This window comes from Microbacterium sp. Bi121 (assembly GCF_918698005.1).
GTDB lineage: Bacteria > Actinomycetota > Actinomycetes > Actinomycetales > Microbacteriaceae > Microbacterium.
In genome coordinates, this window is record NZ_CAKKLJ010000002.1 from 1 (window position 1) to 13,695 (window position 13,695).

A 13,695-nucleotide genomic window follows, 5' to 3' on the forward strand; every position below is an offset into this window, starting at 1 on the left:
GGGCGGGGAGGAGGGCGGCGTCGCCGCGTTCTCTATGACCGGACCACGACGCGATTGCTCCGGCGCCTGAGGGCGCTTCTTCTCCGCAGACGGGAGCGTGTCGCGGACGACGTTGCGCGGGCCGGACGGCTCTGCCGGCTTCGGCGTGATGATCGGCGCCGGCTCAACGTCGACCGGAGCCACCTGATCGGCAGGCGCCGGCCCCTCGACCGGGGAGAACAGCGGTGCGAAGGGGTCGAGCACGCCGAGGTCCGTGAGCGCCGCTGTGCTCGTCGTCGCCGGAGCATCGTCTGCGGTGCCTCGCAGGATCGCGGCCCCCGCTGTGCTGGTGGCCACGCCTGCGGCGACCACGACTGCTGCGATCGTCACGACGGCCGGTGTCGCCGTGCGGACGGATGCGGGACCGAAGATCGGGATCAAGCGCCTCCGTCGAGGTCGCGGCGCCGCATCCGCCTGGATATCGATGCTCGGTTGCTCGGCAGCCGTCTCCGTCGGCAGAGCGGCGACGGACCGACGCTCTGCGCCGAGTTCCTCCAACACGAGCACCGCAGCGCCGAACGCAGCGGCGCCATCCGGGGCGGAGACGAGAGGCCGGTCGAACCGCTCGGACAACCGCTGAGCGACCAACGGGACATGCGAGGACCCGCCGATGAGCAGGATGTGATCCACCTGGTCCGACCGCACCTGCGCGTCGTCCAGAGCGCGCTCGAGGGCCTCCACCGTGCGATCGAGCGTCGAGTCGATCATCGTGTCGAGCTCCGAGCGGGTGATCCGCACGCTCGCGCTGCGCCCGGCCAGGGTCACGGGGATGGCGGCGTCGGAGTCGAACGAGAGCGACTCCTTGGCCGAGACGCACGCTCGCCGCAGCCGTGCAAGGGCCACGCGGTCGCCGGCATCCGGAATCGACGAGCCATCAGCGCCGGCGGACATGCGGATGGCGTGCTCGAGCACGAGGTCGTCGAACAGCGCGCCCCCGGCGTCCGGCAGGGCGACCGGCTCACCGATGATCCGATACTCCGCCGCTCCGTCCTTGCGCAGCACGGTCGCCTCGAACGTCTCGCCACCCAGGTCGTAGACCGCGGTGATGCTGCCCGTCGCCAGGGCGGGTGCGTCCATGTCGCGGAGCATCCGCTCGTGGTGATGCAGAGCAGCTGCCGCAGACGTCATCAGGTGAGCGTCCTCGAGCCCGGCGTCGCCGAGCGCTGTGCGCAGCGCATCGATCCGATGCGCACTCCACGACGACGGGTGCGCGATCGCGAGAACCGGGGGCCGCGCGTTGTGCCGCTCGGCGAGCCCTGCCGCCCACGAGATCAGCGCGGCGGTCAACTCGGCCGCGGTGATCGAGCGCGTCCCGGCGACGAGGGGCACGTCGTCGCCGACATCGCCGATGAACGAGCGGATGAGGTTCTCCGGGTGGGTGAAGCCGCGCTGCTCTGCGACGTCGCCGAACAGCAGATCGCCCTCGGGAGTCACATAGGCGAGCGCGGCGAGGGGGCCGCTCCGGTGCCCCAGCACCTTGGAGTCGGCGTCGATCTCTTCACTCTGCGCGAGACCCGCTGATGCCGCTGTGATGCGGCTGTTCCCCAAGTCAAGCGCGAGTACGAATTCGGACTCGCCCATTCCCTTTCCGCCTACCATCCCCCAGCTGTGGAGTCGGACACGCTCACTATAGGTCGTTTGGCCGCCGGGCGGTAGGGGTGTTCCCGGCGAGGGCTAGTGTGAATCTGTGACCCCCGATGCGCCCGCGAGAACCAGTGCGGCGGGAGTCGCCTACGCGGGCGGGGCCTATCTGCTGTGGGGGTTCCTGCCCCTGTACTTCCTGCTGCTCGTCCCGACCGGCCCGTGGGAGGTCGTCGCCGCGCGCGTGCTGTTCTCGTTCGTCTTCTGCGTGCTGCTTCTGACGATCATGCGCGGTTGGCGGCGGATCATGGCGATCATCCGGCAGCCGCGGCTGCTCGTCTGGACGGCGCTCGCCGGCGTGCTCATCTACGTCAACTGGCAGGTGTTCCTGATCGGAACCTTGAGCGGTCGGGTGGTCGAGACGGCGCTCGGCTACTTCATCAACCCGATCACCACCGTGCTGCTGGGCGTCTTCGTGCTGCATGAGCGGATCCGTCGCCTGCAGTGGATCGCGATCGGGATCGCCGCGCTCGCCGTCGTCGTCATCGTCGTCGCGTACCGCTCCTTCCCGTGGATCGCGCTGTCGCTGACGGCGTCCTTCGGCGTCTACGGCCTGATCAAGAAGAAGATCGGACCGGCGGTGGATGCCGTGAGCGGTCTGACCCTGGAATCGTTCTGGCTCATCCCGATCGCGATCATCCAGCTCATCGTGGTCGCGCAGGCGGATGGCATCACCTTCGGCACCGTGAGCGCCTGGCACACCGCGCTCATGCTGTTCGCGGGCATCGCCACGGCCGTCCCGCTGCTGCTGTTCGCGGCAGGCGCCCGACGCATCAACCTCACGGTGATCGGGATGATCCAGTTCGTCACCCCGATCCTGCAGTTCCTCACCGGGGTGCTGATCCTGCACGAGCCGATGCCGCTGGAGCGCTGGGTTGGCTTCATCGTCGTGTGGATCGCCGTCGGGGTGTTCGTCGTCGATCTGCTGCTTGCGACCAGATCGTTAGCGCACCGAGACCCACCGGCCCCGCCCGCACCATAAAGTTGGATCACCCGAGAGCATGCATGCATGCCCATCGTTGCAAAGGAGCACTATGAACCGCACGCTGTCGCGTACGAAGTGGCTGACTGGCCTTGCGCTCGTCAGCGCCTCGGCGCTTGTGATCACGGGCTGCAGCAGCAGCACACCCGAACCCGAATCCAGTGAGGGCACGAACACCGAGCGCCCGGCCGATGTCGACCTGACACTCGAGCTGGGATCGCTGCTTCCCTCGACCGGATCGCTCGCCTTCCTGGGCGCCCCGATGGAGTCAGGCGTGCAGCTCGCCGTCGCCCAGATCAATGAGGCGGATGCCGGCATCCAGGTCAACCTCACCCCCGCTGACGAGGGCGACCTCGACAACAAGGCGTACGAGACCTCGATCACCAACCTGCAGAGCGCAGGCATCACCGCCATGGTCGGTGCCGCCTCGTCGAGCGTCACGAAGCTGATCCTCGACGGCAACGCCGGCTCAGGCATCCTCACCGTCTCGCCGTCGAACACGTCGCCGGACTTCACGGGCATCAACCCGATGTACTTCCGCACGGCGCCGAGCGACAACCTGCAGGGCGAGGTGCTGGGCAACCAGATCGCCGAGGACGGTCACAAGACCCTCGGCATCATCTACCAGAACGACCCGTACGGCACCGGCCTGTTCGAGGCGATCAAGTCCACGTTCGAGGGCACAGGCGGCGAGGTCGTCGCCGAGACGTCCTACAACCAGGGCGACGGTCAGTTCAACGCCCAGGTGCAGGAGGTCGCAGCGGCCAACCCGGACGCCGTGGCCATCGTCTCGTACGACCAGTTCGCCACGATCGCCCCGCTGCTCGGCAACGCGGGCGTCGACACCGGCGCGCTGTACCTGGTCGACGGAAACCTGAAGGACTGGCCGGACCTCGGTGTGAGCCTCGAGGGCTCGAAGGGCACGCGCGCAGGCGCTGAGCTGCCCGACGACTTCATCGACCAGCTCAACGAGGTGTGGACCGCGCAGGGCAACCAGCCGATCGACGCCGTGACGTACTCCGCTGAGGCGTACGACGCGACGATCCTCATCGCACTGGCTGCTCTCAAGGGCATCTCGGTCGAGGGCAAGGACATCGCGGCCAACATGCAGGAGGTGTCCGGAGGCTCGGGCGAAGGCGAGAAGTGCACCACGTTCGCCGACTGCGCCGAGATCATCAACGGCGGAGGCGTGGCCGACTACGACGGCCTCTCCGGCGAGGTCACGTTCAACGACGACAACGACCCGCAGGGTGCCGCGATCGGCGTCTACGAGTTCGATGCCGACAACGTGACCACTCGCATCAAGTAACAACAGCACACAGGAAGCGCCCCGGATGCAGCATCCGGGGCGCTTTCGTGTGTGCCGGCTTTCTACCCGGCGGAGCGGGCGTGGGCGATCATGCGGTCGAACTGCGCGTCGCGCTCTGCATCGACGACCTGCGCCTCCGGATGCGCGTCGTGGTACGAGACGGCCCGCCGCGCGCCCTCGTCGAACGTGATCGTCGTGGCGAACTCGGGCACCAGCGCCTGCAGCTTCGACGTGTCGAAGAGGGTCGAGTTCGCCTTGTCTCCGATCAGGGTCGGGCCGAGATCCGGCGCGAACGCCGCGATCGTGTCGGATGCCACGTGCACGAGCTCCGGCGCATCGACACCAGCCGCAGCGCCCATCCAGGTGTAGATCTGATTCCACGTCGGCGCGTGGGAACCGGTGATCGTGAAGTCCTCGCCGATCGCGCCCTTGTGACCGATGAGCCCGGTGAAGCCGACGGCGAAGTCATCGGCGTGCGTGACGGTCCACAGGCTCGTGCCGTCGCCGAGCACGACGACCGGGCGTCCGGCGCGCATGCGCGCGATGTCGTTCCAGCCGCCCATCGTCGGGAAGCGGCGCTCGTCGTAGGTGTGCGAGGGGCGGATGATCGTGATCGGCAGTCCGCGGTCGGCGGATGCTGCGCGCAGCAGGTCCTCGCACGCGATCTTGTCGCGGGAGTACTGCCAGAACGGGTTCTCGAGCGGCGTGCGCTCGGTGATCGGCAGCTGCGCCGGCGGCTTCTGGTACGCCGACGCTGAGCTGATGAACACGTACTGTCCCGTGCGCCCCTCGAACACGTCGAGGTTGCCGGCGATGTCCGCAGGGGAGAAGGACAGGAAGTCGGCCACCGCATCGAACTCGCGCCCGGCGAGTGCATCCCTCAGCGCCGCGGGGTCGCGGACATCCGCCGACACCGTCGTCACGGCATCCGGCAGACCACGCCGACCGCTGCCGCGGTTGACCACAGTCACGTCGTGGCCTCGTTCGACGGAGCGGCGCACACACGCCGCGCTGATGGTTCCGGTGCCGCCCAGGTAGAGAATGCTCGTCATAGGACGAGCCTAGGGCGGGCGCCAGAACCTACGCGGCGTCCGTGCCCAGCGTGCCGAGGTACAGCCCGATGACCTTCGGGTCGTTCAGCAGGTCGCGCCCTGACCCCTCGTATGCATCCCGACCCTGGTCGAGGACGTAACCGCGATCGCAGATCTGCAGGCAGCGGCGAGCGTTCTGCTCGACCATGATCGTCGTGACACCGGCCTTGTTGATGTCCGAGACGCGGATGAACGCGTCATCCTGACGCACCGGTGACAGGCCGGCGGACGGCTCGTCGAGCAGTAGCACAGACGGGTCCATCATCAGTGCCCTCGACATCGCGACCATCTGCCGTTCTCCGCCCGAGAGGGAACCGGCACGCTGCTTCAGGCGCTTGCCGAGCTCGGCGAAGATGTCGCTGACGAACTCCAGACGCTCGGCGTAGATCTTGGGGTTCTGGTACAGCCCCATCTGCAGGTTCTCCTCGATGGTGAGCGAGGGGAAGACGTTGTTCGTCTGCGGTACGAACGCGACACCGCGTCTGACGAGCTTGTCGGCCTTCAGACCCACGATGCTCTCGCCCTTGACGGTGATGTCGCCGTCGCGGACCTGCACCATGCCGAAGATGGCCTTCAGCAGCGTCGACTTCCCCGCACCGTTCGGGCCGATGATCCCGATCAGCTCCCCGCGGCGCGCCACGAGGTTGGCGCCGTTGAGGATGTTCACGCCCGGCAGGTATCCGGCGTGCACGTCCTTCATCTCGACGATCACGTCATCGGCGCCCTGCCCGGTCGACACGTTGTCGGTCATGCCTTCTCCTCGTCGGTGGCCGCACTGTCGGCCTCGAGCTCTGCTTCTGCCTCTGCCTCGATCTGCTCGCGCAGCTCGGCGGCGTCGGCATCCGGGATGACCTGCAGGCGTCCGGTGACGGCGCCGAGGTCGACGTCCTGGTGGGCGCCGAGGTAGGCGTCCACGACGGCCGGATCCTCCATCACCGTGTCCGGCGGGCCCTCCGCGACCACTCGGCCCTCAGCCATCACGACGACCCAGTCGGCGATGTGGCGGACCATGTGCATGTCGTGCTCGACGAACAGCACCGTCATGCCGAGTTCCTTGAGATCCAGGATGTGATCGAGCAGCGACTGCGTCAGCGCCGGGTTGACGCCGGCCATCGGCTCGTCGAGCATGACCAGCTGAGGGTCGCTCATCAGCGCGCGCGCCATCTCGAGCAGCTTGCGCTGACCGCCCGAGAGCGAGGCGGCGAAGTCCTTCTCCTTCGCGTCGAGCTTGAACCGGGTGAGCAGTTCACGGGCTCTCTCCTCGATCTCGGCGTCCTGCGCCCGCCAGAGGAACGGGAACAGACTCGCCCAGAACCCCTCGCCGCGCTGGTGCGTCGCACCGAGCTTCATGTTCTCGAGCACCGTCAGCAGCGAGAGCGACTTGGTGAGCTGGAACGTGCGCACCTGGCCCATGCGGGCGACCTTGAACGACGGGATGCCTGACAGGTTCTTGCCGTCGAACGACCACGTGCCGGTGTTCGGGCGGTCGAACCCGCACAGCAGGTTGAACAGGGTGGTCTTGCCGGCGCCGTTCGGCCCGATCAGCGCCGTGATGGCGCCGCGGGGGATCTCGAGGTGATCGACGTCGACGGCGGTGAGTCCGCCGAAGCGGCGGGTCACGGCATCCGCGACGAGGATCGGATCGACCTTCGCCACGCCCGGTGCAGCCGGTCCCTTGGCGAGGCCCGCCGTCTTCGGACGGCGGATGCTGCCCGTTTGGGCCCCTTCGACAGGCTCAGGGGTCGAAATGTTACTTGACAAAGGTCATCTCCCTCTTGTTCCCGAGGATGCCCTGCGGACGGAAGATCACGATCAGCATGAGCACGATGCCGATCACGATGTAGCGGACGACGTCGGCCTGGTTCGTCGTCATCGGCAGCCAGCCGACGCGCGCCATCTCGGGCAGCAGTCCGCCGAGGAAGGCGAACACGACCCAGAAGAGCACCGCACCGAGGGTGGGGCCGAACACGGTCGCAGCTCCGCCGAGGAGCAGGATCGTCCAGAGGAAGAACGTCAACGACGTCGAGTAGCTGCCGGGGATCACGGCCGACGGCAGGACGAAGACGACGCCGCCGAGTGCGCCGATGATGCCACCGACGACGAGCGCCTGCATCTTGTATGCGAAGACGTTCTTGCCGAGCGAGCGCACGGCGTCCTCGTCCTCGCGGATGCCCTTGATCACACGGCCCCACGGGCTGCGCATGAGCGCCCAGACCACGAGCACCGACAGCCCGAGCACGATCAGGCCGAACAGGCGCACCCACAGGTCCGTGGCGTTGTACGTCCACGGGCCGAAGCCGTAGGTGCCCTCGGGGAACGGGTTCATGTCGCGGAAGCTCTGGTGGTACCCGCTGAGACCGCCGGCCGAGTTCGTCCACTCGCGGAAGAGCTCGGTCAGGAACAGCAGGCGGACGACCTCGGCCGTCGCGATGGTCGCGATGGCGAGGTAGTCGGCTCGCAGACGCAGAGTCGGGATGCCGAGGAGCAGCGCGAACACGGCGCCGGCGAGAACGCCGAACGCCACACCGCCCCACCAGGGGAAGCCGAAGCTGAGGATCGAGATCGCGTAGCCGTATCCGCCGACGGCCATGAATGCCGCCATGCCGAAGTTGAGCAGACCCGCGTAGCCGAAGTGCACGGCCAGACCCGTCGCGGCCAGCGCGTACGCGATGGTCGTCGGGCTGAGCAGGTACGAGGCGGTATTGCCGAAGATGTTGCCGAAGTCCATGATCAGCCCAGCCTTTCCCTGCGTCCCAGCAGACCCTGGGGCCTGACGAGGAGGATCACGATCAGCGCCACCAGCGCCGTCGCGTACTTCAGATCGGAGGGGACGCCGAGCAGCGTTGACACCTCGACGGCGAGGCCGACGATGATGGAGCCGATGAGGGCGCCGATCGCCGACCCGAGGCCGCCGAGCGTGATGGCGCAGAAGATCAGCAGCAGCATCTGCATGCCCATGTCCCACTTCACACCGGGGCGGAAGTACGCCCACAGGACGCCGGAGACCGCCGCGAGCATGCCGGCGAGGACCCAGACGATGCGGACGACCCTGTCCACGTCGATTCCGGATGCCGCGGCCAGCTGCGGATTGTCGGAGATGGCCCTCGTGGCCTTGCCGACTCGGGTGCGCGTGAGGAAGTAGGCGACGCCGAGGATCACGATGATGCTCGTGCCCATGCCGATCATGTCGATGTACGACAGCGACACGGGGCCGAGCTTGATCGGGGTCGGGCTCGCGCCCTGCAGCTGGTATGTGGCGCCGCCGATCATGTACTGCAGGAAGTAGCGCAGTGCCAGCGAGAGCCCGATGCTGACGATCATGAGCTGCACGATGCCCAGGCCCCGGTGGCGAAGAGGACGCCAGAGTCCGGCGTCCATCGCGAGACCGAGCAGGCCGCCGGCGATGATCGCCGCGATGATGCCGAGCCACATCGGCAGGTGCCAGAACGAGGTGCACAGGAGCGCGATCACGGCGCCCCAGGTGACCATCTCGCCATGGGCGAAGTTCGACAGGCGGGTGGTGCCGTAGATCAGGGCCGCGCCCATGGCCGCGAGTCCCAGCAGCAGGCCGAAGTTCAGGCCGCCGACGATGCGGGACAGCAGCTGATCGATGAACGACGTGGTCTCTCGAACGCCCTCGCCGAGGAAGAGGTTGACGATCTTCGTGTTCGTGAGGGCGAACTCAACCTCCTGCGATGCCGAGTCGCCTTCGACGATCACGCCCTCGGGGAGCGTGTCCTCGTCGACCGTCAGCGTGTAGGTCTCCTTCTCGGGGACGTACAGGCGCCACTTGCCGTCGGCATCCGTCGTGGTCTCGGCGTCGAAGCCGTTGCCGTCGATCTTCACCGTCACATCGGGAACCGGCTCATCGTCGAAGGTGATGACCCCGGCGAAGTAGTAGTCGGTGACCTCCTGCCCGTCGTCCGTCTCGGCGAGCGCGGATGCCGCGGGCTGGAATATCAAGAACGAGAGCGCCATCAGCACACCGAGCGCGGCGACCATCCATGGTCGGGCTCGACGGACGGCAACGGACGTGGGTCTCACGCATCCTCCACATTGAGTGCTCGCCGCGGCTTCGGGTCGGCCAGGCGTGGGTTTGAGCGTACTGTGGCGCGCGGCCATTCACTAGTCACGCGCCCGAACCGAGGAATTTTCGTTACGTCTGCGCCGTTTAGACTTGGTGAACGCGCCGCTCTCGCCTGCAGGAGGATCATCCATGGACCAGCACGATCCCTTCGGTTTCGTCGGACTCACCTACGACGACGTCCTTCTCCTCCCCGGGCACACCGACGTGATCCCGAGCGAGGCGGACACCTCCTCGCGCATCACGCGCCGCATCTCGGTCGCGACTCCGCTGCTCTCGAGCGCGATGGACACCGTCACCGAGTCGCGCATGGCCATCGCCATGGCCCGAGAGGGCGGCATCGGCATCCTGCACCGCAACCTCTCCATCGCCGACCAGGCAGCGCACGTCGACCGCGTCAAGCGGAGCGAGTCGGGGATGATCACCGACCCGATCACGACGAGCCCCGACGCCACCGTCGAAGAGGTCGACCAGCTGTGCGCGAAGTACCGCATCTCCGGCCTTCCCGTCGTCGACGGCGATGGCCGGTTGGTGGGCATCATCACCAACCGGGACATGCGCTTCGTCTCGGGCTTCGAGCGGCCCACGACGTTCGTCAAGGACGTCATGACTTCTGAGGACCTCGTCACGGCGCCCGTCGGCGTCGCGGCGGGCGAGGTCATCGCGCTGTTCGCGAAGCACCGCGTCGAGAAGCTGCCGCTGATCGACGAGAGCGGCAAGCTCGCGGGTCTCATCACCATCAAGGACTTCGACAAGAGCGAGAAGTACCCGCTGGCCACGAAGGACGAGCAGGGCCGCCTGCGCGTCGGAGCGGCGATCGGGTTCTTCGGGGACGCGTGGGAGCGCGCAGAGGCGCTGCGCGACGCCGGTGTCGACGTGCTCGTCGTCGACACGGCCAACGGCCAGTCGCAGGGCGTCATCGATCTGGTGCGGCGTCTGAAGGCGGACGAGTCGTTCGCGCACATCGACGTGATCGGCGGCAACGTCGCGACCCGTGAGGGCGCCCAGGCCCTCGTGGACGCCGGCGTGGATGCCGTCAAGGTGGGCGTCGGTCCCGGTTCCATCTGCACGACCCGTGTCGTCGCCGGTGTCGGCGTTCCGCAGGTGACCGCGGTCTACGAGGCTTCGCTCGCCGCTCGTCCAGCCGGCATCCCGGTCATCGCGGACGGCGGTCTGCAGTACTCCGGCGACATCGCCAAGGCCCTTGTCGCCGGTGCGGATGCCGTGATGCTCGGCTCGCTGCTGGCAGGAACCGACGAGTCTCCCGGTGAGATCGTCTTCCAGTCGGGCAAGCAGTTCAAGCAGTACCGCGGCATGGGATCGCTCGGTGCGATGCAGACGCGCGGCAAGCAGACCTCGTATTCGAAGGACCGCTACTTCCAGGCGGACGTGCCCAGCGACGACAAGCTCATCCCCGAGGGCATCGAGGGTCAGGTCCCGTACCGCGGCCCGGTGTCGGCGGTGGCATACCAGCTCGTCGGCGGCCTGCGGCAGTCGATGTTCTACGTCGGCGCGCGCACCATCGAAGAGCTCAAGACCCGCGGCAAGTTCGTGCGCATCACGGCGGCAGGACTCAAGGAGTCGCACCCGCACGACGTGCAGATCGTCGTCGAGGCGCCCAACTACAAGAAGTAGGTCGTCCCGCCCCAGTGTCGAGCCCTCGGTGTCGAGCCCCCGTCTTAGTGTCGAGACCCCGTCTCATTCACGCTTCTACGACGGGGCCTCGGTAACAAGACGGGGGCTCGAGTGCGTGAGGGGTGCTCCCGGGGTTCCGGATGCCGCGACCGCGGCGTAGCGTGACGGGCATGTGCCGCAACATCGTCCCGCTGAACAACCTCGAACCCGCCGCGACCGACGACGAGTGTCAGGACGCGGCCCTGCAGTTCGTGCGCAAGATCTCCGGGTCGAACGCGCCGTCCAGGGCCAACCAGGCCGTGTTCGACCGCGCAGTCGCCGAGATCGCAGAGGCGACTCGCCGTCTCCTCGACGACCTGGTGACCACAGCGCCGCCGAAGAACCGCGAGCACGAGGCTGCCAAGCGCCGGGCCCGCTCCGCCGATCGCTACGAGGCGATACGGGTCTTTCAGGCCGAGAAGCGCGCAACCCGCGCCGCGAGCTAGCGGGGCGGACTACGCCGCATGACGCGGTGTGACGGTGGATGACAGCATCCATCGCGGACGAAGTCCGGCGTCGTTATCGTCGCGCTATGACTCTTCTCCAGGACCAGAATGCACCCGTCGCCGATGCGACCAAGGACGAGCGCGCACAGCGCCTCACCGACGCCGGAGCCGCGTGGAACGAACGCATCGCGGCCGACGCGACGAATGCCGAGCTCACCTACACGGTGGTCGGTCGTGGCGTCGGTTCCGTGGCGACCGAGGTGCGAGCGGGAAAGCACCGCTTCCTCGTCGACGAGCCAGGCGCGCTCGCCGGCGACGATGCCGCCGCGAGCCCCGTCGAGTACGCGCTCGGCGCCCTCGTCTCCTGTCAGGTCGTCGTGTTCCGCCTGTACGCGCAGGCGCTCGGCCTGACCATCGACGAGATCGAGATCACGGCGGAGGGCGATCTGAACGTCCAGAAGCTCTTCGGGATCGACGAGTCGGGTCGCGCCGGCTTCCACGATGTGCGCCTGAAGGTCGACATCACGGGCCCGAACTCCGACGAGGATTACGCGAACCTGCGCAAGACAGTCGACGCGCACTGCCCTGTGCTCGATCTCTTCGCGAACCCGGTTCCGACCTCCAGCGCTCTGGTCTGAGGATCCGCCCAGCCGAACTGATAGCCTGATCGGCTCGGCAGAGGGGCGGAAGGACGGCAACACCGGTGGGCTACATCGATGTCTCGGCGATCTCGCTGACCCTGCCTGACGGCAGACCGCTTCTCGACGAGGTGACGTTCCGCGTCGGCGCAGGTTCCACGACGGCCCTCATCGGCCCGAACGGCGCAGGCAAGACGACGCTGCTGCGGATCATCCGCGGCGACCAGACGGCGGATGCCGGTGTCATCAGCATCGACGGCGGTCTCGGAGTGATGGACCAGTTCGTCGGGCACGGCGAGGCGGGGCAGACCGTGCGCGACCTGCTCGTGGCCGTCGCTCCTGGTCGCATCCGCGCCGCGGCCGATGCACTGGAGGCCGCGGAGAACACCCTTATCGAGCGCGATGAGCACGACACCCAGATGCGCTACGCCACGGCGATCGCCGAGTACGCGGACGCCGGCGGCTACGAACACGAGACCGTGTGGGACCAGTGCACCGTCGCCGCGCTGGGCGTGCCGTTCGAGCGCGCCCGCTACCGCGATCTGACCAGTCTCTCCGGCGGCGAGCAGAAGCGACTGGCGCTGGAGGCGCTCCTTCGCGGCCCCGACGCCGTGCTGCTGCTCGACGAGCCGGACAACTACCTCGACGTGCCGGCCAAGCGCTGGCTGGAGGGGCAGCTTAGGCAGACGCCGAAGACCGTCCTGCTCGTATCGCACGACCGCGAGCTGCTCGCCCGTGCCGCCGACCGCCTCGTCACTCTGGAACCAGGAGGTGCAGGCGCTAGCGCCTGGGTGCACGGCGGGGGCTTCGCGACCTACCACCGGGCACGCATCGCGCGGATGGACCGGCTGGACGAACTGCGCCGCCGGTGGGACGAGCAGCACGAGAAGCTACGCACCCTGGTCGCCAACCTGAAGGTCAAGGCCGAGGCGAACGACGGCTTCGCCTCCCGCTACCGCGCAGCGCAGACCCGGTTGCGCAAGTTCGAGGAGGCGGGTCCGCCCGAGGAGCGCCCGCCGGCGCAGGAGTTCGACATGCGGCTCAGGGGCGCACGAACGGGCAAGCGCTCGGTGGTGGTCGACAAGCTCGAGCTCACCGGGCTCATGCGCCCGTTCGACGCGGAGATCTGGTACGGCGATCGCGTCGGCGTGCTCGGCTCGAACGGCTCGGGCAAGTCGCACTTCCTGCGGCTGCTGGCACGAGGCGGCACCGACCCCGATCCCACGCTCGGTCACGTGACGTCGACCGGTGAGCAGGTGGATGCCGTCGCCCACTCCGGGCGCGCAGCACTCGGCGCCCGCGTCGTCCCCGGGCTCTTCGCGCAGACCCACGCTCACCCGGAGTTCGCCGGGCGCACCCTGCTGGAGATCCTGCACAGGGGAGACGATCGACGAGCTGGCATGCCCCGGGATGCCGCGAGCTCGGCCCTCGACCGCTACGGGCTCGTGCGGCAGGCGCAGCAGACCTTCGAGTCGCTGTCCGGCGGCCAGCAGGCGCGGTTCCAGGTGCTGCTGCTCGAGATATCCGGTGCGACTCTGCTGCTCCTCGACGAGCCGACGGACAACCTCGATCTGGAGTCGGCTGAGGCGCTCGAAGAGGCGCTCACGCAGTTCGACGGCACGGTGCTCGCCGTCACGCACGACCGCTGGTTCGCTCGGACCTTCGACCGCTTCCTCGTCTTCGGCTCCGACGGCGAGGTCTACGAATCGGACGCTCCGGTGTGGGATGAGCGCCGAGTCGCGCGGACGCGGTGACCGTTCCCCGGGGGAGCGGGCCGGGTAGGCTGGACGG

12 protein-coding genes are annotated in these 13,695 nt (G+C 67.9%); 6 read left to right on the forward strand and 6 right to left on the reverse strand.

Features of this window, described 5'->3' with window-relative positions; all coding sequences use genetic code 11:
• A partial coding sequence (locus tag LQZ87_RS02765) for an Hsp70 family protein (protein ID WP_230101935.1) occupies positions 1 to 1,620 on the reverse strand: 1,620 nt, incomplete at its 3' end.
• 106 nt (positions 1,621 to 1,726) lie between these two features.
• Here LQZ87_RS02765 and rarD point away from each other — a divergent pair.
• Both rarD and LQZ87_RS02775 read left to right on the forward strand, forming a co-directional pair.
• Positions 1,727 to 2,662, forward strand: a complete 936-nt coding sequence (gene rarD / locus LQZ87_RS02770) for an EamA family transporter RarD (RefSeq protein ID WP_230101936.1) — start codon at positions 1,727 to 1,729, stop codon at positions 2,660 to 2,662.
• 52 nt (positions 2,663 to 2,714) lie between these two features.
• Entirely contained in the window at positions 2,715 to 3,971 is a 1,257-nt protein-coding gene (locus tag LQZ87_RS02775; protein WP_230101937.1) for an ABC transporter substrate-binding protein, read from the forward strand.
• 62 nt (positions 3,972 to 4,033) lie between these two features.
• Here the strand turns inward: LQZ87_RS02775 and LQZ87_RS02780 are convergent, their stop codons facing one another.
• Genes LQZ87_RS02780 through LQZ87_RS02800 form a run of 5 tightly spaced genes read right to left on the reverse strand, consistent with a single transcriptional unit; the run spans position 4,034 to position 9,106 of the window.
• Positions 4,034 to 5,023, reverse strand: a complete 990-nt coding sequence (locus LQZ87_RS02780) for an NAD-dependent epimerase/dehydratase family protein (RefSeq protein WP_230101938.1) — start codon at positions 5,021 to 5,023, stop codon at positions 4,034 to 4,036.
• A 28-nt stretch (positions 5,024 to 5,051) separates the two neighbouring features.
• On the reverse strand, positions 5,052 to 5,813 hold the full coding sequence (locus LQZ87_RS02785) for an ABC transporter ATP-binding protein (RefSeq protein WP_230101939.1): 762 nt from the start codon (positions 5,811 to 5,813) through the stop codon (positions 5,052 to 5,054).
• Positions 5,810 to 6,769 carry an ABC transporter ATP-binding protein gene (locus LQZ87_RS02790; protein ID WP_230102324.1) on the reverse strand — a complete coding sequence of 320 codons (960 nt, stop codon included), beginning with the start codon at positions 6,767 to 6,769 and terminating at the stop codon, positions 5,810 to 5,812. Before LQZ87_RS02790 ends, LQZ87_RS02785 begins: the two co-directional genes overlap by 4 nt.
• 43 nt (positions 6,770 to 6,812) lie before the next feature.
• Positions 6,813 to 7,790 (reverse strand): branched-chain amino acid ABC transporter permease, encoded by a 978-nt coding sequence (locus LQZ87_RS02795; RefSeq protein WP_230101940.1) that lies wholly within the window; start codon positions 7,788 to 7,790, stop codon positions 6,813 to 6,815.
• 2 nt (positions 7,791 to 7,792) lie between these two features.
• Positions 7,793 to 9,106, reverse strand: coding sequence for a branched-chain amino acid ABC transporter permease (locus tag LQZ87_RS02800; RefSeq protein ID WP_230101941.1), 1,314 nt, complete (start codon positions 9,104 to 9,106; stop codon positions 7,793 to 7,795).
• 172 nt (positions 9,107 to 9,278) lie between these two features.
• Between LQZ87_RS02800 and guaB the strand changes: the two genes are divergently transcribed.
• From guaB to LQZ87_RS02820, 4 genes are all read left to right on the forward strand, one after another.
• Positions 9,279 to 10,781 (forward strand): IMP dehydrogenase, encoded by a 1,503-nt coding sequence (guaB, locus tag LQZ87_RS02805; protein WP_230101942.1) that lies wholly within the window; start codon positions 9,279 to 9,281, stop codon positions 10,779 to 10,781.
• A 170-nt stretch (positions 10,782 to 10,951) separates the two neighbouring features.
• Positions 10,952 to 11,266: a DUF2277 domain-containing protein gene (locus LQZ87_RS02810; RefSeq protein ID WP_230101943.1), complete on the forward strand. Its 315-nt coding sequence runs from the start codon at positions 10,952 to 10,954 to the stop codon at positions 11,264 to 11,266.
• A gap of 86 nt (positions 11,267 to 11,352) precedes the next feature.
• Positions 11,353 to 11,904 carry an OsmC family protein gene (locus LQZ87_RS02815; protein WP_230101944.1) on the forward strand — a complete coding sequence of 184 codons (552 nt, stop codon included), beginning with the start codon at positions 11,353 to 11,355 and terminating at the stop codon, positions 11,902 to 11,904.
• A 65-nt stretch (positions 11,905 to 11,969) separates the two neighbouring features.
• Positions 11,970 to 13,658 carry an ATP-binding cassette domain-containing protein gene (locus LQZ87_RS02820; RefSeq protein ID WP_230101945.1) on the forward strand — a complete coding sequence of 563 codons (1,689 nt, stop codon included), beginning with the start codon at positions 11,970 to 11,972 and terminating at the stop codon, positions 13,656 to 13,658.
• Positions 13,659 to 13,695: the final 37 nt, after the last annotated feature.